The organism is Chryseobacterium jejuense, from assembly GCF_017877355.1.
Classification (GTDB): domain Bacteria; phylum Bacteroidota; class Bacteroidia; order Flavobacteriales; family Weeksellaceae; genus Chryseobacterium; species Chryseobacterium jejuense_A.
On sequence record NZ_JAGIPR010000001.1, the window covers coordinates 479146 to 500126 of the forward strand.

At 35.5% G+C, this 20981-nt stretch carries 17 protein-coding genes; 10 read left to right on the forward strand and 7 right to left on the reverse strand.

Translation table 11 applies throughout. The annotated features are described in order from the left end of the window. Window positions 1-163 precede the first annotated feature (163 nt). On the forward strand, window positions 164-1537 hold the full coding sequence (gene dacB, locus J2772_RS02190) for a D-alanyl-D-alanine carboxypeptidase/D-alanyl-D-alanine-endopeptidase (protein ID WP_209912884.1): 1374 nt from the start codon (window positions 164-166) through the stop codon (window positions 1535-1537). 3 nt (window positions 1538-1540) lie between these two features. Then, window positions 1541-2710, forward strand: a complete 1170-nt coding sequence (locus J2772_RS02195; protein ID WP_410494383.1) for a sensor histidine kinase — start codon at window positions 1541-1543, stop codon at window positions 2708-2710. Between the two features lie 71 nt (window positions 2711-2781). Here J2772_RS02195 and J2772_RS02200 read toward each other — a convergent pair whose 3' ends face one another. The 7 genes from J2772_RS02200 to J2772_RS02230 form a co-directional block, all read right to left on the reverse strand. Beyond that, on the reverse strand, window positions 2782-4638 hold the full coding sequence (locus tag J2772_RS02200) for a PDZ domain-containing protein (RefSeq protein ID WP_209912886.1): 1857 nt from the start codon (window positions 4636-4638) through the stop codon (window positions 2782-2784). A 133-nt stretch (window positions 4639-4771) separates the two neighbouring features. After that, the gene (locus J2772_RS02205) at window positions 4772-6403 is read right to left on the reverse strand and encodes a M1 family metallopeptidase (RefSeq protein WP_209912888.1); all 1632 of its coding nucleotides are present in this window, start codon (window positions 6401-6403) and stop codon (window positions 4772-4774) included. A gap of 143 nt (window positions 6404-6546) precedes the next feature. Next, window positions 6547-9522, reverse strand: a complete 2976-nt coding sequence (locus J2772_RS02210; RefSeq protein ID WP_209912890.1) for a reprolysin-like metallopeptidase — start codon at window positions 9520-9522, stop codon at window positions 6547-6549. Window positions 9523-9806: 284 nt separating this feature from the next. Continuing rightward, a complete protein-coding gene (gene tatC, locus J2772_RS02215; protein ID WP_209912891.1) occupies window positions 9807-10634 on the reverse strand; it encodes a twin-arginine translocase subunit TatC in 828 nt (275 codons plus the stop codon). Window positions 10635-10842: 208 nt separating this feature from the next. Next, window positions 10843-11529: a type 1 glutamine amidotransferase domain-containing protein gene (locus J2772_RS02220; protein WP_209912893.1), complete on the reverse strand. Its 687-nt coding sequence runs from the start codon at window positions 11527-11529 to the stop codon at window positions 10843-10845. Window positions 11530-11631: 102 nt separating this feature from the next. Next, window positions 11632-12195 carry a Crp/Fnr family transcriptional regulator gene (locus J2772_RS02225; RefSeq protein WP_209912895.1) on the reverse strand — a complete coding sequence of 188 codons (564 nt, stop codon included), beginning with the start codon at window positions 12193-12195 and terminating at the stop codon, window positions 11632-11634. Between the two features lie 12 nt (window positions 12196-12207). Beyond that, complete coding sequence (locus J2772_RS02230; RefSeq protein WP_209912897.1) at window positions 12208-13167, reverse strand: SIS domain-containing protein; 960 nt, start codon at window positions 13165-13167, stop codon at window positions 12208-12210. Window positions 13168-13325: 158 nt separating this feature from the next. Between J2772_RS02230 and recQ the strand changes: the two genes are divergently transcribed. The 8 genes from recQ (at window position 13326) to J2772_RS02270 (ending at window position 20942) form a co-directional block, all read left to right on the forward strand. Continuing rightward, window positions 13326-15530 carry a DNA helicase RecQ gene (gene recQ, locus J2772_RS02235; RefSeq protein WP_209912899.1) on the forward strand — a complete coding sequence of 735 codons (2205 nt, stop codon included), beginning with the start codon at window positions 13326-13328 and terminating at the stop codon, window positions 15528-15530. After that, window positions 15517-16086 carry a hypothetical protein gene (locus J2772_RS02240; RefSeq protein ID WP_209912901.1) on the forward strand — a complete coding sequence of 190 codons (570 nt, stop codon included), beginning with the start codon at window positions 15517-15519 and terminating at the stop codon, window positions 16084-16086. The genes recQ and J2772_RS02240 overlap by 14 nt, the downstream gene beginning before the upstream one ends. A gap of 9 nt (window positions 16087-16095) precedes the next feature. After that, the gene (locus J2772_RS02245; RefSeq protein ID WP_209912903.1) at window positions 16096-17175 is read left to right on the forward strand and encodes a glycosyltransferase; all 1080 of its coding nucleotides are present in this window, start codon (window positions 16096-16098) and stop codon (window positions 17173-17175) included. 65 nt (window positions 17176-17240) lie between these two features. Then, a complete protein-coding gene (locus tag J2772_RS02250) occupies window positions 17241-17585 on the forward strand; it encodes a hypothetical protein (protein WP_209912905.1) in 345 nt (114 codons plus the stop codon). 26 nt (window positions 17586-17611) lie between these two features. After that, complete coding sequence (locus J2772_RS02255) at window positions 17612-17998, forward strand: cupin domain-containing protein (protein ID WP_209912906.1); 387 nt, start codon at window positions 17612-17614, stop codon at window positions 17996-17998. Window positions 17999-18128: 130 nt separating this feature from the next. Further along, window positions 18129-19532, forward strand: coding sequence for a dihydrolipoyl dehydrogenase (gene lpdA, locus J2772_RS02260; protein ID WP_209912908.1), 1404 nt, complete (start codon window positions 18129-18131; stop codon window positions 19530-19532). A gap of 520 nt (window positions 19533-20052) precedes the next feature. Next, window positions 20053-20277, forward strand: coding sequence for a hypothetical protein (locus tag J2772_RS02265; RefSeq protein WP_209912910.1), 225 nt, complete (start codon window positions 20053-20055; stop codon window positions 20275-20277). 83 nt (window positions 20278-20360) lie between these two features. Beyond that, entirely contained in the window at window positions 20361-20942 is a 582-nt protein-coding gene (locus tag J2772_RS02270; RefSeq protein WP_209912912.1) for a TetR/AcrR family transcriptional regulator, read from the forward strand. Window positions 20943-20981: the final 39 nt, after the last annotated feature.

Sequence of the window (20981 nt, forward strand, 5' to 3'; positions counted from 1 at the left end):
ATATTTGAGTTAGATTTTAAATAAAGTAATAGATACAATTTTAAATTACTGTCATTCCAACGTAGGAGGAATCTCATTGGCAACTTAGGTTTCTCATTGAACTGCGTGCACAAGATTTCAGTTTGTATTCGGAATGATAAGTTTAGTATAAAACAACAATGCAATGAAAAAAACACTTGCAGTTCTCACTCTTTCTGTACAGATTGTTGCGGCCCAGAATATGGCTCAAAAATTAGACAAAGTAACCAAAGATCTTATGGATTCTTCAGGCACAGTTGCTTCCAGTTTATCATTTTATGTGTCAGACGAAAGTGGTAATTTTATATACGAATATCAGGGAAGTAAAGGCCTTTCTACTGCTTCTACACAGAAAATATTTACCGCAGGCGCTGCTTTAGAAACCTTAGGGAAAAATTATACCTATACTACCACTTCAAGTTATTCCGGAAGCATATCCGGCGGGAACCTGAATGGGAATCTCTTCATCAGTTCCAATGGTGATCCTACTTTAGGAAGTTGGCGATATGAAGCTTATAAGCCTGAAAGTTTTAAAAAGAAACTGATAGAGGCTATTAAGAACTCTGGAATTACAAAAATTTCCGGTGATCTGGTGATTGATGATTCTTATTTTGACCATCAGACTATTCCGGGTGGATGGCCGTGGGATGATCTTGGAAATTATTACGGGGCAGGAGTTTGGGGAATTAACTGGAGAGAAAACCAATTTGATATCAACATCAATGGAGCAGATTTTAAAAGCTTTTCCTATCCATTGGAAAACGTAAAATGGCTGAATGATCTGAAAGCAGGCGGCAGTTCCGATCAAAGTTTGATCTTTACAGCTCCTCATTCCAATGTAGCGCTGATTAATGGAATGCTTCCGGGGGGAAAAACGGTAACGGTTTCCGGTTCTACTCCTAATCCGCCTGTACAATTGGCAACTGAAGTGAAACAATGGTTAAAAGAATCCGGAATTGAACTTTCTGGAAAGGCCATTACCAATTCACAGCTCGAGTTAGATGGAAAACAGGCTTTGGAAGCTCCTAAAAGCAATATTATACTGACCTATCAGTCTCCAACACTGGATAAAATAATCTATTGGTTTTTAAGAAAAAGTGTCAACCTGTATGGGGAAACTCTGATTAAGACTTTAGGAAAAGAGAAAAAAGGAAATCCTAGTTTTAAAAGTGGTGTAGCTTATTTAAAGGAATTCTGGAAGTCAAAAGGAATCAACCCCAATATGATTAATTTTGCTGATGGAAGCGGACTTTCTCCGCAGAATTATGTAGCGGCAAAAGCTCAAGTGCAGGCCCTTTTATATGCAAAAAAACAATCATGGTTTGAATCTTATTATGATGGCTTCCCGGTTCAGGACAATGGCATGAAAATGAAAAGCGGAACGATGCGGGATACCAAGTCTTTTGCAGGCTATCATACTGCGAAAGATGGAAAGAAATATGTATTTTCAATTATTATCAATAACTATCAGGGAAGTGGGAGTGCAGAGCTGCAGAAAATTCTTAATGTTTTAAAATAAATAATCTTGAGGAAATCCATATTAACCAGACTGAATAACTGGATCATTTTTGTTGTAATGACTACACTGGTAATTGCCATCGTGGTATCTTCTACAACATTGATTAATTTCCTCAGAAAAGAGGAGATTAAAAGGATTAATCTGCTTTCCAAGGCCATCAGAATCCAACAGGAAGTGAAAAGTCCGGATACTGATGTACTGGATCTGCTACCTGAGATTCTGAACATTAATAATACCATTCCGTTCATTGTGACGGATAAATATAAAAATCCTATCCTTGAGCTTGGGTATTACCGTAATATTCCGGAAAGTACCATCAAGAGTCCGGAAAAGCTTCATAATCTGATGATGAATATGGAGAAAAACTACGTTCCGATTGAAATTAAAGTTCCGGACGGAAATAATCAGTTTGTGTATTATGACAATTCCCGATTGCTTAATAATCTAAGGTATTCACCCTATATTTTAGGTTTGTTTATTCTATTGTATTTTGGATTTACTTTCTGGTTTTTTAAGACCATTAAAAAGACGGATGAAGGTTATCTTTGGGCAGGTTTGGCTAAAGAAACAGCCCATCAGATCGGAACGCCTTTGTCTTCCATGATTGGCTGGATGGAAATCATGAAGTTGGAAAATCCTGATTCCGAAGGTGTACATGAAATTGAAAAAGATATTGAAAGGCTAAGAACCATTTCAGAACGTTTCTCCAAAATAGGTTCTGTTCCGGAACTGAACGATATGAATTTCAACGAAACAATTCAGGAGAACTATGACTATTTAAAAACAAGGATTTCAAGAAAGGTTGATTTTACCCTTCATCTTCCTGCTTATATTGTTTTGGTTCCGCATAATAAAATCCTGATGAGCTGGGTAATTGAAAACCTTGTGAAAAATGCTGTAGATGCTATGAAAGGAGAAGGTGCCATTGTGATGTCCGTTTTTGAAAGAAATAAAAATTTACTGATTGAAGTAAAAGACAATGGCAGCGGAATGACGAGTCAACAGGCAAGAAATGCTTTTAAACCGGGATATTCAACTAAGAAAAGAGGTTGGGGACTTGGATTGTCATTGGCTCAGAGAGTTATTCATGAATATCATAGTGGAGATATTAAGATTTCTCAAACAGAGGTTGGAAAGGGAACTACATTCAGAATTACCATTAGAAAAATGTAAAGTGATTAAGAAGTATCAATCATAGCTTCTAAGAAAAAACAAAAGCGGGGAAAATATCCCCGCTTTTCTATTTATTTTTTACCTGTCAGCCATTGAGTCTGCAGTTTCAGTTCTTCCGGAGCTGGATTGGCTTTAAACTGAAGCGTTTCCATACTTAATTTATCCAGAATAGCTTTTCCTTTAAGCGTTATTTTCTCTTTCTTACCAGCATTGTCTCTTAGAACAGTTACTGTAACATCCTGTCCTTCTTTGATCGTTTTGGTATACCCGATAAGTTCCTGAATTTTTTGAATGTCAATAGTCTTTCCATCCAGGGCAAGGATCTGATCGGTAATTTTAAATCCTATGCTCTTGGCAAATGGAGATAAAGCGGAGTTCTCATCAAAAGCCAGTGCTTTATTTTTGTCATCATATCCTGTCTGATTCGGATCTTTAATAAACCAGAAAATAGGCGGAGTTTCCTGTTTGTGAACTTCCACTCCTACCATCTTCAGATATTCTGCATAAGGAGTAGGCTGGCTTCCCGCAATGTATTTATTATAAAAATCCTTTACCTGAGGATAACCTGTTACTGTTACCAATTCATCAATCAGTTTATCATCCTTGAACGGTTTATTTTCCCCAAATCTTTGGGATAGTTTTCTGATCATATCACGGTATCCCATTTCTCCGTTGGAAAGTTTTCTCAACTCAATATCCATGCACATAGCCAGAAGGGTTCCTTTTTCATATACATTTCTGTATTGGTCCTTATACTGATCCTGTAATACATTTTTACTCATTACCGTAAATGGCATGGTATCATTGTAATTCTTGGAGTTGGTGATTTTTTCTCCAATCCTTTTAATAAATTCATCCTTGTTAATAAGCCCTTCCTGAATCTGGAATAAATTGGCAAAATATTCAGTTCCGCCTTCGTACATCCATAAATGTTGAGACATTTTCGGATCTGCATAATTAAAATAGTGGATCTCTTCGGAATGGGTTTTCAAAGGATTAACCGTGTGGAAAAATTCATGAGAAACCACATCTGTGATGGTTTGGTCAATAGCATCTTTAGGCATAGCTTCAGGAAGAACCACACTGGTAGACTCATGATGTTCTAACGCTCCAAAACCTTTTACCATAGGACCATCACCACCAGACAGATAAAGCATGATAGCATACTTTTTATTGGTATTCATATCCCCAAGGAATTTCTTTTGTGCCACTACCATTTTTTCAAGATTATCCTTGAAGTCTGCAGCTTTGTATTTTCCGGTTGGAGAATAAACTCCCAAAACAAGATCCATTCCTCCTGCATTGAAGGAGATATAATCCGGTTTAGTATACATGAGCGGAGAATCTGTCACTTTTGCATAATTGGCAAGAGTATAGGTATCTGTGGATTCAGATTTATCCTGATCTACCAAAGCTGTTGTACCATAGAAATCAGTTGGTTTTTGAATAACAAGCTGATAAGGAACATCCTGCATATTTTCAATATAGCCGATGAAACCGTGGGTATTGATCATATAGACTTTTCCTGCTTCAATATCCGTTCCTGAAGGGGAAAATACAGCTTTATGTTTTGACGTATCCATTTCTTCATCAAAACTGTCATTTACAAGATAGGAAATCTTGCTCAGGTTTTGAGCTTTTTTTAATGAATAGCTGTTATCATTAACTTTTGTGAAGGCCAATTCCTTTCCTTTGTTGTCATAAAACTTAATGCCCTCTATGAACCTTCCATAATCATCTACAGAGTAAGTTCCCGGAACCGTTTTCGGAAAATGAAATTTGATATCTCCCGATTTCATTTTCGGAAACTCCATCGTAACGGCTACTTTATCATCTTTTACATTAACGAGGTCAATAGTGGTTTTTATAGATTGGGCATTCGCTAAAAAAGCGGCAAAGAGGCCTAAGCTAAGTGCTGTTTTTCTCATTAGGTTTAAATTTATAGTTAAATAGTTGCTTGTTTTTCCATTTTGTTACGGAATCAAGTATTAAACTTTTCTTAAAAATTTTTAATAAAAACAAAAAAGCAAACCTGCTGATCCGCAGATTTGCTTTTTTTTCTTACTGTGTGCTTACATAATTAACGTAGTAATTTTTGTTCAGCTCAACAGGAGTGTTTTTCTTCAGCTTTACTGTTTGCCATTCTTCAGTTGGGTTTATCGTTTGATCTCCATTGATAATGATCGGAAGTTTCAAGTTTTTCACAACATTCGTATATCTGAATTTCAAAGTGTCTCCATTTTGGGTATATTCAAGAGTAGGTATCTTAATAGTTCTCAGATATTGGTCAAAAACAGTGGAGAAATCAATCCCTGATTTTGATGAAATATAATCTTCAATCTGTTTTGTAGTAACCGTCTGATGATAGAAATCCTTACCTAATCCTCTTAAAATCTGTCTGAATTTTTCATCATTATTAATCACCTGTCTTATCGTATGAATCATGTTGGCTCCTTTCGGATACATATCTCCGCTGCCCTCATTTCTTACTCCATATTTTCCGATAATGGGAACATCATTATCAATTTTTCCTCTAAGGCCGATCATATAGATGTCAGCCGATTTTTTATCCAGATAATTTTCTGTAAAAAGAACTTCTGAATACATGGTGAAGCTCTCATGGATCCACATATCTGCTTCATCCTTTGCGGTGATATTGTTGGCGAACCACTCGTGACCACTTTCATGAATAATGATATAATCCCACTTCAAGCCAATTCCTGTTCCTGAAAGGTCTTTTCCACGATAGCCATTCTGGTAACCATTTCCATAAGCAACATTACTTTGGTGCTCCATTCCGAGATAAGGAGAATCTACCAGTTTGTAGGAATCTTCATAGAAAGGGTAGGGTCCAAACCAGTGTTCAAATGCAGAAAGCATTGGTTTTACCTGCTCAAACTGCTTCTTTGCTTTGTCAAGATTATAGTCAAGAACCCAGTAATCCAGATCCAGTTTTCCTTTTTCTCCATCAAAAGTATCTTTAAAATTAACATATTTCCCAATATTTGGGATAATAGAGTAGTCGTTGATAGGATTTTTCACTTCCCAGGTATAAGCAGTCTTGTTTCCGCTGGTCTTTTTATCGATCAATCTACCGTTTCCAACGCCTACAAGATCATTAGGAGTAATAATCTTCATAATGATTCCATTGTCCGGTTCGTCACTCCAGATATCTTTAGTAGGAAGCCAGATAGAAGACCCTATTCCCTGAACAGCAGGGCTCATCCATGGGTTTCCGTTTTTATCTTGGGTGAAAACCCATCCGCCATCCCAGGGAGCATTCTTTGCAATGTGGGGATTCCCGGAATAATCAATATCAATTGTATATTTTTCACCTTTTTTGAATTTTTTCTTCGTGGTGATGAATATAAAATCTCCATCCTGTTTAGAGTTGGTAATAGGGAAGCTTGCTGTAATTTTTCCAGCTTTCATCGGTTGCTGAAGGTCAATCTGAAATATAGGATTGGTGACATCCTTTATAATTTCAAGGCTTATTTTATTCGTTCCCTTAATGCTTTTCTGTTCAAAATCAGGCTCTACGGAAAAATTGTATTTTTTAACATCCCAAAAATCTCTGAATGGAGTATTGGAACCTTTCAATGTATCTTGTTTAGTATACACTTTATCTTTTTCAAAGAGTTGCCCAAAAGCAAGTCCCGATACCAATAAAAGTGTGTATGACAGCTTTTTCATGTAAAATTAAATTAATAATCTTTTCAAAAGTATAAAATTAAATTAACAGCCGGATAAAGATAATATGAAAATACCGACTTATTTCACCTAAATGTATAAAAAAGCCCGGCTAATGCCGGGCTGTAATATAAAGAAGGGATTTTTTATTTTTTAATGAATTTCAGATTTGAAGTAGTTCCCTTATCTTCAATTGAAATAATATAAGCTCCAGTGCTCAGTCTAGAAACGGAGATCTTATTATCGGAGATCTGACCGCTCATTACTTTTTGTCCTGCCATATTGGTGATGGAGAATTGTGCCTTAGAGGAAACCTGAGTTACATTCAATATATCACTTACCGGGTTAGGGAAGATCTGGATAGAATTGTTGTCTTTTGTTACATCATGAGTACCTAGAGTCTGATCCTGTATACGAACCGGATAATCCTCAATCTCACCATATTGTGGGCTGGTACATCCGTTTTGCGGCTGAGTATTATAAGCCAGCATAACTCTCATGATTACATTGGCATCCGTGTAGGCATCCGTAGGAACAGTGAAGGTTCCTGAAACAGGAGTAATTTCACTTGGTGCATTCGAAAAGATTATTTCAGATGCAGCGAATAATCCATCTTTATTAAAGTCGATCCAAACCGTTACTCCTTCATTATAAGATTGACCTGTCCATTGCTTAGATACACTGATCGCATTTCCTGCGGAACCCTTTTTTAAGGTAATCAGTCTGCTGAAATCGTTGGTATAGTCTGTGTATGGTGAAGCTGCACTGTTATTTGAAATGGCAGCCACTCCTGTAGGAATTACTGTAACATTGGAAATAAACTCATCTGCAGGGTTTGCAGAAACAGTACATGCGGTATAAGAAAGCGTTGCAAAGTTATTAGATGTAGAATACGTTCCAACAGTAGATCCACATACGTTGGCTATCTGTACATCATACTGAGTTGATTCATTCAGTCCAGAAAGATAGTACGAATTGGTGGTTACAGGAACGGTAGTCCATGTAGCTGTTCCTGTTTTTCTGTACATTAATGAATAGGTAGCTCCCTGTACTACATTCCAGCTTATATTGGCAGAATTTTTTGTGATTCCGGAAACTGTAAGTCCTGTTGGAGCAGTTGAAGAACAAGCTACAGAAGCAGCTGAAACAGTAGCATTGCCTATAGCATAAAATATATTATCAACAGCACTCACTCTTAGCTTTATATTTGAACCGGTAGCAAGAGAAGAGAATGAATAAGGTTCAGCTCCATCATTAGCAGTAGATGGCGTAACAACTGTCCATGTAACTCCATTATCTGTAGTATAATCTATTTTTACATTATCTACATTGTATGGAGTAGTATTAGTATTCACAACATCCCATGTAATTGCTCCCGGTGTATTATTATATACCGTAGCAGAAGTTACCTTAAATGGACCATCAGCTCCAACACTTACCTTAGCCAGAGTGCTCTGAGTCTGCTGTTGGGCAGGATCAGGGTTATTGTCTCTTACGGTTACCTTGAAGTTCATGTCTCTCTTTACATTGGATACTGTTTCCCAATCCTGTGTACTTGTAAGTGTTCCGTTAAGAACATTTGAAAGTTTAGGGAAATAACGGGTTGGGGAAGTGGTAGGCATTATAGATCTGAAGTTAGCTCCATTAGTTCGGGTTGGGCTTACCGGGCCAAAAGTAGAAGTAGCAAGATCATACTGTTCCCAAGTATAGGTTATAGGATCATTTTGAGCATCTGTTGCAAAAGCTGTCAATACAAAAGCAGTTCCTTTTGGTATTGTTTTTTGGGTGTGAGCCTGTATAACTGGCGGAGTGTTGAGAACAGGTATAACAATACCACAGCTTTGTGCAGTTGTATAAGCACCTACTTGTTCAATATTTTTCACATGGAAATAAGCATCTGAATGCATTTGAACATTCGCATTGGTGATTCCGGCATATCCCATGATTGTAGATCCTGAACCAGGTTCCATTTGAGCGCCGTGAAGAGCAAGAGACATTGTATGAGCAGCTCCAAACTGATGGCCAATTTCGTGAGCAACAAAGTCGATATCATAGTTGTCTCCAAATGGTTCATCCGGAGTAGCAGGAGAGGTAATTCCTGCTCCTTTTGAGGTGTCATCATCTGGCCCCTCAGGATTTCTACATACATTTCCTACATCTCCGGCACTTCCACCACCACCTCTGTGGCCAAAGAAGTGTCCTATATCATAAGCATTGTCACCTACACCTTGTGTATTGGTTAGCGTTTGTTGAACTTCTAGATTCCATTCATCAGGTGCGCTATATGTTATTGTTCCGGTAACGGGATCTACATCCTCTATAACATTAGTATAAGGGTCTGTAGCAGGATCCGGGAATATCACTTGCGGAAGATCCTGAACAATCATGTGAATGCCAAAATCTTTTTCAAAAACGCCATTTACTCTATGCATAGTAGCATTGATACGGGCAGCCGCCTGAGGAATACCACCGGCAAGTTGTGTGTACTCTCCGTTTACAGAGATTGCAACTCTATATGTTCTGTATTTTTGGTCATTACTTTTATTAGTGCTTCCTAAGCCATTCAGAACATTTTTTGATTTTAATAGCTTAGTCATTTGCTTTTTTGAGTCCTCTGGCTCAGAAGTTCTACACTCAAAAGGATCACCTTTTGGCTTGTCTGATTTAAAGAAGACTCCATAAATAGTTTTTTCTTTATTTACAGGTTCAATGAACTCATATTTTCCTGTGTTGACATCAAACAACATCGATTGAAAATCATTAGGAGCGGTAGTAAATCTGATCTGCTTATTAGGATCATCTATTCCTACTCCGGAATAGGCTCCCAATTCGTATCTCTCAGCCATTGATTTAGCAACTGTAGGAGAACTGTAAACAGAGAATTTTTCAACTTTTCCATTCGTAGTAGGTAAGGAAACAACAATGGGTGCACCACCTGTTCCTGCCTCTGGAGCATTTTTTAAAAGGTCTCTTAGAGAAGACAGATCAAATTTGTAAGCATACTCAATTTTGACTTCCTTCCTTATAGGAGTAACTTTTTCAGACACCGGGATCCAACGCTGTGCCTGTAAACCTGTCAAGCTTAAAGCTAGAGCGCAAGCAAGAATAATTTTCTTTTTCATATAAATTTTAATAAAAGCAGTTAATGCTGTAAAAATAATAAATGTTTTTATTTATTATTCTGTTTTGTTGATTATAAATTTATTTTTTTTAGCTTTAATTAAATATATGTTTATTTTGGGTAGATTGTTGTGGGGGTTAACTTCATATATTATGATGATATTTTTTGAATATATATGAATAAATGAATGAAAATGTGGTAAAAAAAGCAAGTGCCGATCTTCCAGTAGGAGATCGGCACTTGCTTAAATTTTATGATAGAAGAACTTATTGTTCTTTTATGAGTTTACTTTTGTACAGCAGGGAGGTTTCCATTGCTTTTCTGTACTCTTTTATACGTAAAAGTACACATCATAATACTGAATTCATATAAGATGAGTAATGGCAAAGCTGCCATCAGCATACTTAATACATCCGCAGGAGTAATAATTGCTGCAACCACCATTATTAATACAATAGCATGACGACGGTAGGTCTTCATAAATACAGGTGTAAGAATTCCAATGCTGGTAAGGAAATAGATCAGAATAGGAAATAGGAAGATAACACCCATACCTAAAACTACCTGTAAAAATAAAGTAGTATAATCGCTCAGATCATAAAGAGGAACAATGATATCTGAAATTTTAAAGATTACCCCAAAATTAACTGCAAAAGGAAGAATTAAAAAGTATCCGCATAAAACTCCGGTCATGAAAAGCATCCATACTGCATTAATAATATAGATAGAATTCTTTTTTTCTCTTGGATGTAAAGCCGGACCGATGAAACGCCACAATTCCCAAACGATATAAGGAAATGCTGCCACCATTCCTCCAAAAACGGAAACGGCCATCATCACATTGAACTGCTGATATAATCTTTGTACACGTACCGGGAAATCCTTTGGAAGATGAATACTGTCTTCTCCCAAAAGTAACCTTGAAAAATGATTAACAATTTTGAAGGTAGGGAAATCATTTCTGGTAGGTCCAAAAAAGATATGGTCCATAATCCAGTTGATATTGAAACCAACCGCAAAGGCTGCAATGATAATAGCAATAATTGAACGGACCAAATGTCCTCTTAATTCTCCAATATGCCCCAGAAAGGACATGTCTTTGTTATTGTCCATATAATAGAATCTGTCAAAATGCCACCCCGAAAAGGCAAGCAGTTTAAGTCTGCGAAATTATGAAATAATAATCAGTATTTAGAATTTATTAGTCATGAATTTGTTCAGGTTAATGTTACAGATCTCAAGCCTATTTATAAAAGGTACTCTCGAATACAAAAACAGACAGCTCAAAAGGCTGTCTGTTACAATTATATCTGGGATAATGCTATTTTTTCAGAATCTCCAATACCTTTTCTGCTACGGCAGCTCCGGATTGAGGATTTTGTCCTGTTACCAGATTTCCGTCCGCCACTGCAAAAGGAACAAAATCTTGTTCAGCTTTTACATATTGAGCTCCTCTGCTTTTCAATACATCTTCTGTAAGGTAAGGCATGTGGTCTGCCAATTCTGCTGCAATTTCTTCCGAATTTGAAAAACCGGTTACCGTTTTTCCCTGGATCAACAGTTCTCCGTTGGAAAGTTTGATATTAAAAAGTCCTACGGCTCCATGACAAACAGATGATACAATCCCCCCATCTTCATAAATACTGCGGGCTATTTCCTGTAACTCTATATTATCAGGGAAATCCCAAACGACACCATGTCCACCTGCATAGTAAATGATACTATAATCTTTAGGATTGATGTCACTCGGTGCAAAAGTATTTCCTAATTTATTTCTGAATGTTTCATCAGCATAATATTTCCACTCTACAGGCTGTACAAACATTTGCAGAGAAATAGGATCGAGTGGAGTATAGCCTCCCTTCGGACTTACAAAATCTATTTCATAACCCTGCTCTTCCAGTTTTTCATAGAAATGAACTGCCTCGCCCAGCCATAGGCCTGTTGCTCTTTCCATATCAGGATATTTTTCCACACTTGTCACTACGATTAATGCTTTCTTTTTCATTGGTATTATTTATTATTAAAAATGATAATACAAAGGTTGGTTTTTTTACAAAGCTATTATAAGGATATACCTCAAAAAAAAGATGTGACACAGGTCACATCTTTATAAATATAATCGGCTTAATGTTTCTCTTGAAACTCCCAGGTAGCTTGCAATAAGCTGTTTCGGAATATGATCTATAAAACCGGGATATTGTTTAATAAAATCTTCATAACGCTCCTTGGCAGATTTACTCATTAATGAAAGAATCCTCTGCTGTAGGGCTACATATCCGAAATTGGATTTTACCCTGAAAAAGTGCTCTATTGCAGGAACTTTTAAACAGAGCGTATTTAAATTTTCATAAGAGATGGCATATACTTCAGAATCTTCAATACAATCAACTGCCAGCGATGATGGTTCTTGCTTGAAAAATCCTGCAAAATCTGAAATCCACCAGTGGGAAGATGCAAACTGAAGAATATGCTCCTTTCCAGAATTATCTATGAAACTGCTTTTAAGAATACCTTTTTCTATCAGAAAAATTTCATGTACAGGCTGATGTTCTTGTATCAGAAACTGTCTTTTCCTGAATTTCTTTTTTATAAAAAAGCTTTCAATGATTTCAAACTCATCCTCTGTGGGATTAATTATAGCCTGAATATGTTCTTTCAGAAAATGGTTCATCTTATTTTAGGATTAGTTGATGCCTTCATCCAATAATGTATGCAGATCAATGATTCCGAAATATTTTCCGTTTTCAGTAACTACCAGCTGACCGATATTATTGCCTTTTAAAATTTTCATCGCTTCTTTGGCAAGCGAATTCTTTTCAATAGTCCTTGGATTTGCAGACATAATATCTTTGGCTAGAACCTTAGTGATATCTTCTCCCTTCATCAACATTCTTCTCAAATCCCCATCGGTAATGACTCCAATGATCTGATCTTCATTGGTAACAACTGTAATTCCGTGGCTTGATGCGCTGATGGAAATAATAACATCCCTAATTGGAGCATCTTCTGAAACCTGAGGTTTTTGTGAAGAAAGGAACTGTTCAACTCTGGATGTTAAATTTTTACCCAGACTTCCTCCCGGATGAAATTTGGCAAAATCGTTGGCTTTGAATTCATTCAGTTCCATTAAAGCCACAGCAAGAGCGTCTCCCAATGCCATTTGGATAGTTGTAGAACTTGTAGGAGCCAGTTTGTTAGGACAAGCTTCTACATCAACATGAGTATCCAGAATAATTTCTGAAAATTCAGCCAATTTACTGCTTTTGTTCCCTGTCATTCCAATTAATGCAGAAGAATAATCCTTTAAATAAGGAACAAGGTTGGCTATTTCAGGAGAATTTCCGGAATTGGAGATACAAAGCACCACATCTTGTTTCTGGATCACACCCAAATCACCGTGAATAGCTTCCGAGGCATGCAAAAATTGAGATGGCGTTCCTGTAGAGTTTAGCGTAGCAACAATTTTATTACCTACATGAGCAGATTTCCCAATTCCTACTACAATTAATTTCCCTTTTGCAGAGTGAATAATTTCTACTGCCTGGGCAAATTGGTCGTCAATTCTGTTTTTTAATTTTTCTAATTCTGAAATTTCAATTTCTAAAGTGCTTTTAGCAATTGATATAATGCTGGTTCTATCCATTTTATGACAATAAGGTATACAAAAAAGTTTTCAAAAAACGTTATATTTTAAAAACAAAATTTAATATAAATTTTATTTTTTATAAATTCGTTCGCTTTTATTTTAAGCAGAATTTTTATAACTTTGGGTTAGATGCAAATTTAGCAATAGAAAATTAGATGAGCGCAAAAAAAGCCAATTTATCAGGCGAATTGAAAAAGTATTTTGGGTTTTCTACATTTAAGGGACAGCAGGAACAGATTATAGAAAACCTATTGAATGGGAAGGATATATTTGTATTGATGCCTACAGGTGGTGGTAAATCATTATGTTATCAGCTTCCGGCACTTATTTCGGAGGGAACAGCAATAGTTGTTTCACCTTTAATAGCGTTAATGAAGAATCAGGTGGATGCCGTAAATGGGCTTTCATCCGAGGACGGGGTAGCGCATGTATTGAATTCATCATTAAACAAGACACAGACAAAACAGGTTTTCGACGATATTAAAAGTGGAAAAACCAAGCTTTTGTATGTAGCTCCAGAATCATTGATTAAAGATGAATATCTTGACTTTTTAAAAGAAGTTAAGATTTCTTTCTTTGCTATTGATGAGGCTCACTGTATTTCAGAATGGGGACATGATTTTAGACCGGAATACAGGAATCTTAAACAGATTATTGATAAGATCGCCAGTGTGCCGGTAATTGCCCTTACAGCTACAGCTACGCCGAAGGTGCAGGATGATATTCAGAAAACATTAGGGATGATCAATGCGTTGGTTTTTAAAGAAAGTTTCAACCGTCCGAATCTATATTATGAGGTATGCCCTAAAATTAATATAGATAAGGAGATTGTTAAATTTATCAATCAGCATAAAGGAAAATCAGGGATTGTTTATTGTCTGAGCAGAAGAAAAGTGGAGGAATTTGCCCAGCTTTTGCAGGTTAACGGAATCAATGCCCTTCCTTATCATGCAGGTCTTGATCAGAAAGTAAGAGTAGCCAATCAGGATAAATTCCTGATGGAAGAGGTTGATGTGATTGTAGCTACCATTGCATTCGGAATGGGCATCGATAAGCCGGATGTACGTTTTGTCATTCACTATGATTTCCCGAAGTCTTTGGAAAGTTATTATCAGGAAACCGGGAGAGCAGGAAGAGATGGTGGTGAAGGTCATTGTCTTGCATTCTATGATCCTAAAGATATTGAGAAGCTGGAAAAATTTCTCGCTCAAAAACCTGTGTCCGAAAGAGAAATTGGATTACAGCTTTTAAATGAAGTAGTAGGTTATGCTGAAACTTCCATGAGCAGAAGACAATATATTCTTTATTATTTTGGAGAAAGTTTTGATCCAGTGAAGGGAGACGGAGCGAATATGTGTGATAACTCATCCAACCCTCCAAAATTAAAAGATGCCACAGCGGATTTAACAAAAGCTCTTGAACTGATTAAGGATACTGGCGAAAAATTTAAATCAAAAGATTTGATTTCCGTTATCGTAGGAAAAGAAAACGCAGTCACCAAGTCTTATAAACTGGAACAGAATCGTTATTTCGGTTTTGGTAAAGAAGAAAAAGATAACTATTGGAAGACCATCCTAAGACAGGCAACCGTTCAGAATTTCTTACAGAAAGATATTGAAGCGTATGGTGTTTTAAAGATTACTGAAAAAGCCAAAAATGTATTAGATGGTAAATCTAAGGATGTTTTCTTAATTGCTGAAGATAGAGAATTTGATCTTACTCAAGCTAAAGCAGATAGCGATCAGCTACAGCAGCAGGCTGGAGGCGGTTTAGATCAAAAACTGTTTAATCTATTAAAGGAGTTAAGGAAAAAAGTAGCCAAAAAACACGGAATTCCACCTTACACGGTATTTATGGATCCGAGTTTGGAGGATATGACGGTTCAATATCCGATTACGGTAGATGAAATCAACAAGATTTATGGAGTAGGAGAAGGAAAAGCCAAGAAATATGGTAAAGAATTTGCTGACTACATTAAAACATATGTTGAGGACAACAATATAGAACGTACCCAGGATATGGTATTGAAACAGGTGGCTAATAAATCCAGCCATAAGGTTTTCATTATCCAAAGCACAGACAAAAAGATTGATCTTGAAGATATTGCAAGAGCTAAAAACCTTTCTATGGATGAGCTTCTGAAAGAAATGGAAAGAATCGTTTATCAGGGAACAAAACTTAATATTGATTATTATATTGAAGATAATTTTGATGAAGACATTGTAGACGGCTTCATGGAGTTTATGAATGAATCTGAGAGTGACAGCATGAAGATCTTATTGGATGAATTCGGAGATGAGTTGTCTGATGAAGAAGTAAGAATGCTGAGAATTAAATTTATCAGTGATGTTGCAAACTAAAATTATTTTAAACCATAATGAGATAATTAAAAAAGAAATTCTTCCTAAAAAGAGTTTCTTTTTTAATATAACGGAAAAGGTGAGAATAGTTTTTTCTATATTTTATTTGGCAATTGCGGTGTTTTTTGTCACAAATGCTTTAAATTCCAGTTTTTGGCTTTTTTCAATAATAGTAATTGGTATTTTTTGTAATGCTTTATATATAACCTTTTTCAGATGGATTTTAAAATATTGGAAGCTGAAAAATAACTGTTATGTAATTACAAACCAAAGAATAGTTATCGTTGAAAAGGCAAATGGGAAAATTTTAAAATATAAAAAATTGAATGAAATAGAGCAGGTGAATGCTGAAATGAATGCTAAATATTTTGGCAATATTATTTTTGGTGAACCTGAAAGTCTTTCTGGTAAAAATGATGAGAATTTTTCCTTTTTTAGAAAAAGAGGAGTAAATTTTACTGAAGATAAATATGCTTTTTTAAGTGTTGAAAATATTAACGAAATTATTCCTGTATTTAATGAATTAGGATTGAAGGTTAACAAAACTTTTTACTAACTTTAACTGATGAAAAAAATATCTGTCATATTTATTCTGCCGGATCTAGAAACCGGGGGCGCAGAAAGAATAGTTACCACTATAGCAAATCATCTTTCCAGGGATCGTTTTGAACCTAAGATTTTGCTGTTACGTAAACAGGGCGGATATCTAAATTTCCTGAAAAAAGATGTTGAAATTATCGACATTAATACTGAGAGAATCAGACATTCTTTAAAGCCTATTTTAGGCGAAATCTACAGAAGGAAACCTGATATTGTATTTTCCGGTTTTGGAGAAGTAAATGCCTATTTATCATTATTCATTAAGCTTTTTCCAAGAACAAAATTCATTGCAAGGGAAACAAATGTAGTTACTCAGCATGTTACGAGAAAGGAAATCAAGTTTTTCTATAATTTTTACAATAACTATCAGAGAATCATTGCGCAAAGTGATGACATGATGAAGGATTTGGTTGATAATTTTAATATTAAAAAGAAGAAAATTGTCAAAATCAATAATCCGGTAGATTTCGATTTTATTGATGATAAATTGAGTATTTCCTTAAAGCCTGAAGGGTTTAAATACAATTATAAGAATGTTGTGGCCATTGGTAATTTATCAGCCAGAAAAGGGTTTGATAACCTGTTAAAAGTATTTTCAAGGCTCAAAAGTGAAAATATTATGCTTCATATTCTAGGAGATGGAAAAGACAAAGAGGTCCTGTTTCAGATGAAAGAGTTTTTGGGATTAAAAAATGTTATTTTCCATGGCAGACAGGAGAATCCTTATCAATTCTTAAAGTATGCGGATCTGTTTATTCTATCTTCAAGATACGAAGGTTTCCCTAATGTACTTCTGGAAGCCGGAGCTTGTGGAACCTACTCGTTAGCTAATAATTGCCCGGGAGGAATCAATGAGATCATTCAGCATAATGTGAATGGTGAAATTGCTGATATTGAAGATTATGAAAGTTTTGCACAGAAAGTAATTAAAGTGATGCATCAGGATAATAATCGCGACGCCATAAAAAATTCCATAAAATCCAGATTTTCAAAGAATATTATATTGGATAAATACGAAAAGGTTTTGTTGGATTTAATGAAGTAGTATTTCCATATTTGTCTTATAGAGCTTTATTTTCTTAGATTTGAAATCTGATAAAATAAATGGTAATGAAGAAAATCCCCCAAATAGGATGTGCGTGTGAAAAACCTGATTTTAATTATACTGAATTTAGAAGTTCGGAATTAGGGATAGATCATACCAACGGAAGAAATGGAGAAGTAACGATTCAACAGTGTAAGTTATGCCAAAGAATATGGATTCATTATTTTGTTGAATATGAGCATTATCCTAAATCAGGAAGATGGTACAAAGGAATTGTTTCAAAAAAAGACCGTTCACAAGTAACCCCGGAAAATGCAGTAGAATTTCTGGAAAGCCTTGAATGGTATGTATATGGTGGTTCATATTTTGAAAGTACGGGTGCCATAGGACAAGGAAAGCTGAATGTGTAGTATTTTATAAATTAAATATCAAATCAATGAAGCCTTCTATAATTGTTATTTTGATGCTGAATGCAGTTCTAATATCGGCTCAGCAGAAGACAATCTCAAGAAAGGAATTGTTAAAAACTGCTATTGATCAGAAAGTAAAATCCACAGAGATTCAGGAAATAACGATGGCGGCAGGGCAAGGAGCTCCTGAACATCTGCATCCCTGTCCCGTTTTAGGGATAATCAATTCTGGCGAAGCTGTTTTTCAGATCGAAGGACAGGAGAAAGTGGTACTTCATGAAGGAGATGCTTTTTATGAACCTAAGAATATGAAAATCCTTCATTTTGATAATGCATCAGCTGAAAAACCACTTGTCTTTACTGCAATGTATTTGAAGGCTGGGAGTGAGGAAAATATAAAATTCATAAAATAACATTTTTCTTACAACTAAAGCATATAATTATCATTTTTAAAATTGATAAAACTCACTTTGGTGCTTGGTAATTTATATGTAAATTTGTGAGAATTAAGATAGATAATAATAAACAAATTCATAAAATAACATGAGTCAATTCGATGTTACCGTAATAGGTTCTGGTCCTGGTGGTTATGTAGCTGCGATCCGTGCAGCACAGTTAGGTTTCAAAACAGCAATTATTGAAAAATATTCAACTTTAGGCGGAACTTGTCTTAACGTTGGATGTATTCCGTCAAAAGCGCTTCTTGACAGCTCTGAGCATTTCGAAAATGCAAAACACAATTTTGCAGGTCACGGAATTATCATCAATGAGCCACAAGTAGATATTGCAAGAATCATTGAGCGTAAAAATGAAGTTGTAGATCAAACAACTAAAGGAATCAATTTCTTAATGGACAAAAACAAAATCACTGTTTTTGAAGGATTAGGAAGCTTTGAATCTGCTACTCAGATTAAAATCACTAAAAATGATGGTTCTTCTGAAACGATCGAATCTAAATATACCATTATTGCAACAGGTTCTAAACCGTCTTCACTTCCTTTTATCACTCTTGATAAAGAAAGAGTGATCACTTCTACTGAAGCATTAAACCTTAAAGAGGTACCTAAGCACTTAGTAGTAATTGGAGGTGGAGTAATTGGTCTTGAATTAGGATCTGTATACCTAAGATTAGGTGCTCAGGTAACTGTAGTTGAGTTCATGGATAAAATCATCCCTGGAATGGATGGAGCTTTAAGTAAAGAATTAACTAAAGTTCTTAAAAAACAAGGTATGAAGTTTATGCTTTCTACAGCAGTTTCTGCGGTGGAAAGAAACGGAGATACTGTAAAAATCACAGCTAAAGACAAAAAAGGAGAAGAAGTAGTAGTAGAAGGAGATTACTGTTTAGTTTCTGTAGGTAGAAAACCTTATACAGATGGTCTTGGTCTTGAAAAAGCTGGTGTAGAACTTGACGAAAGAGGAAGAGTAAAAACAAATGAGCATTTACAGACTAACGTTGCAAACATTTATGCAATTGGTGATGTTATCAAAGGTGCTATGCTTGCTCACAAAGCTGAAGAAGAAGGAGTTCTTGTTGCTGAAATATTAGCAGGTCAAAAACCTCATATCAACTATAACTTAATTCCTGGTGTTGTTTACACTTGGCCGGAAGTTGCAGGAGTTGGTAAAACTGAAGAGCAATTAAAAGAAGAAGGAGTAGCTTACAAAGTAGGTTCTTTCCCAATGAGAGCATTAGGAAGAAGCCGTGCAAGTGGTGATACCGATGGACTTGTTAAGATTATTGCTGACGAAAAAACTGATGAGATCTTAGGAATGCACATCATTGGAGCAAGAGCTGCTGACCTTATTGCAGAAGGAGTAATTGCTATGGAATTCCGTGCAAGTGCTGAAGATATCGCAAGAAGTTCTCACGCTCACCCAACCTATGCAGAAGCAATTAAAGAAGCTGCATTGGATGCTACAGCAAAAAGATCTATCCACATGTAATATTTGATTAAAAATTTAATCATTTAAATAGTAAAAGAGGAGCAATTGCTCCTCTTTTTTGTTTGGCTCTATATCTTTTCTTGTCATTGCGAGCAAAGCGAAGCAATCTCAACGTTGTAAGTATGTTTTAAATCGCAAAGCCGCAATTTTTTTTGAAGAGCAGAGATGTTTAAGGCGCAAGTATTTTATCTCCGATAAAATTGTACACTGCTACAATGTTTTTTATAATCACCACGAATACACAAATGATTCTTATTAATGTATAAAATATAAAAAGGGAAATCTTTTGAAAGATTTTCCTTGCTGAGAATCTTGTGTTCTCTTGCGCCTTAAAAACAGCATATTATGAAAAACCCTTGCGCCCTTTGCTCTGTTCTAACAATTTTAATTAATTGAATATCTGAGAACATACTTTTAAAAATAAGCGAATTAAGAATTTATTCATATATCCAATACCGTTTTGAAGGGCTAATAAACCGTTTTTGGCATAAAAATGGAGATTGATTTTGAAAAATCAAACATGAAGAAAATTTTTATCAGTGTAATGCTTTTGATGGGAATAAACTCTTTTGCTCAAGAAGCAGGTAAGGCTGGCGAATTGTTAGAAAATGAAGCTTCAGCTAGTGAAATACGGGGTCCAAAATCAGGGATAAAAAACAAAACCTTTGATCGTAATCCAGAGAATCAGAATACCCACAGTCATTCAGTAAGCTTTTCAAAAAAAGTACAAAACAAACTCCATTAGAGTTCAGAAAATCATTTAATTAAAAAAATAGTTTGGAAATTCTCTTTTTTTAATTAATTTTGTATCAATCATTACAAAAATAAATGAAAGGGAGGCCAAATATTTATCAGGATAAAGAATTGATTTTAAAAGCTCAGAAACTTTTCTGGGAGAAAGGTTTTACAGCAACTTCTCTTAGTGATCTGAGTGTAGCAACCGGAGCAGGTGCCGGAAGTTTATATAACTCATTCAAAGGAGGCAAAAAAGAACTATTTAGTAAAAGCCTGGAACAGCGAAGAGAAGATTTTGAAGATTTCAAGCAAATATTGAATAAAAGCGAAGATCCAATCGGACTAATTAAAAACTTTTTTCTAAATATCGCCAATGCAGAATATAATGACCATATGAAAGGCTGTATTGTAGCCAATACTCTTGTTGAAATGACATTTGTAGATGAAAATTTAAAAGATGAGGCTGTGGAGGTACTAAAAGAAACAGAAAAACTTTATACTTCTGTTATTCAGGAACAGCAAAATAAAGGTAATCTTAAAACGAAACTTCAGGCAACTGTTTTGGCTAAATATCTGATAACATTTTGGTGTGGGATCAATTCTCTTCGCAGAATGTATCCGGATAAAAAAACTTTGAAAACTCAAATTGACTTACAATTGCAGTTATTGCAATAAATTTTTTTAATTATTTATTTAACGATCATTACAAAAATA

Excerpts from the sequence above, each read along its gene's own strand:
- dacB (WP_209912884.1), top strand. The coding sequence starts at position 164 with ATGAAAAAAACACTTGCAGTTCTCACTCTTTCTGTACAGATTGTTGCG.
- J2772_RS02200 (WP_209912886.1), bottom strand. The coding sequence starts at position 4,638 with ATGAGAAAAACAGCACTTAGCTTAGGCCTCTTTGCCGCTTTTTTAGCG.
- J2772_RS02205 (WP_209912888.1), bottom strand. The coding sequence starts at position 6,403 with ATGAAAAAGCTGTCATACACACTTTTATTGGTATCGGGACTTGCTTTT.
- J2772_RS02210 (WP_209912890.1), bottom strand. The coding sequence starts at position 9,522 with ATGAAAAAGAAAATTATTCTTGCTTGCGCTCTAGCTTTAAGCTTGACA.
- tatC (WP_209912891.1), bottom strand. The coding sequence starts at position 10,634 with ATGGACAATAACAAAGACATGTCCTTTCTGGGGCATATTGGAGAATTA.
- J2772_RS02220 (WP_209912893.1), bottom strand. The coding sequence starts at position 11,529 with ATGAAAAAGAAAGCATTAATCGTAGTGACAAGTGTGGAAAAATATCCT.
- J2772_RS02225 (WP_209912895.1), bottom strand. The coding sequence starts at position 12,195 with ATGAACCATTTTCTGAAAGAACATATTCAGGCTATAATTAATCCCACA.
- J2772_RS02230 (WP_209912897.1), bottom strand. The coding sequence starts at position 13,167 with ATGGATAGAACCAGCATTATATCAATTGCTAAAAGCACTTTAGAAATT.
- recQ (WP_209912899.1), top strand. The coding sequence starts at position 13,326 with ATGAGCGCAAAAAAAGCCAATTTATCAGGCGAATTGAAAAAGTATTTT.
- J2772_RS02240 (WP_209912901.1), top strand. The coding sequence starts at position 15,517 with ATGTTGCAAACTAAAATTATTTTAAACCATAATGAGATAATTAAAAAA.
- J2772_RS02245 (WP_209912903.1), top strand. The coding sequence starts at position 16,096 with ATGAAAAAAATATCTGTCATATTTATTCTGCCGGATCTAGAAACCGGG.
- J2772_RS02250 (WP_209912905.1), top strand. The coding sequence starts at position 17,241 with ATGAAGAAAATCCCCCAAATAGGATGTGCGTGTGAAAAACCTGATTTT.
- J2772_RS02255 (WP_209912906.1), top strand. The coding sequence starts at position 17,612 with ATGAAGCCTTCTATAATTGTTATTTTGATGCTGAATGCAGTTCTAATA.
- lpdA (WP_209912908.1), top strand. The coding sequence starts at position 18,129 with ATGAGTCAATTCGATGTTACCGTAATAGGTTCTGGTCCTGGTGGTTAT.
- J2772_RS02265 (WP_209912910.1), top strand. The coding sequence starts at position 20,053 with ATGAAGAAAATTTTTATCAGTGTAATGCTTTTGATGGGAATAAACTCT.
- J2772_RS02270 (WP_209912912.1), top strand. The coding sequence starts at position 20,361 with ATGAAAGGGAGGCCAAATATTTATCAGGATAAAGAATTGATTTTAAAA.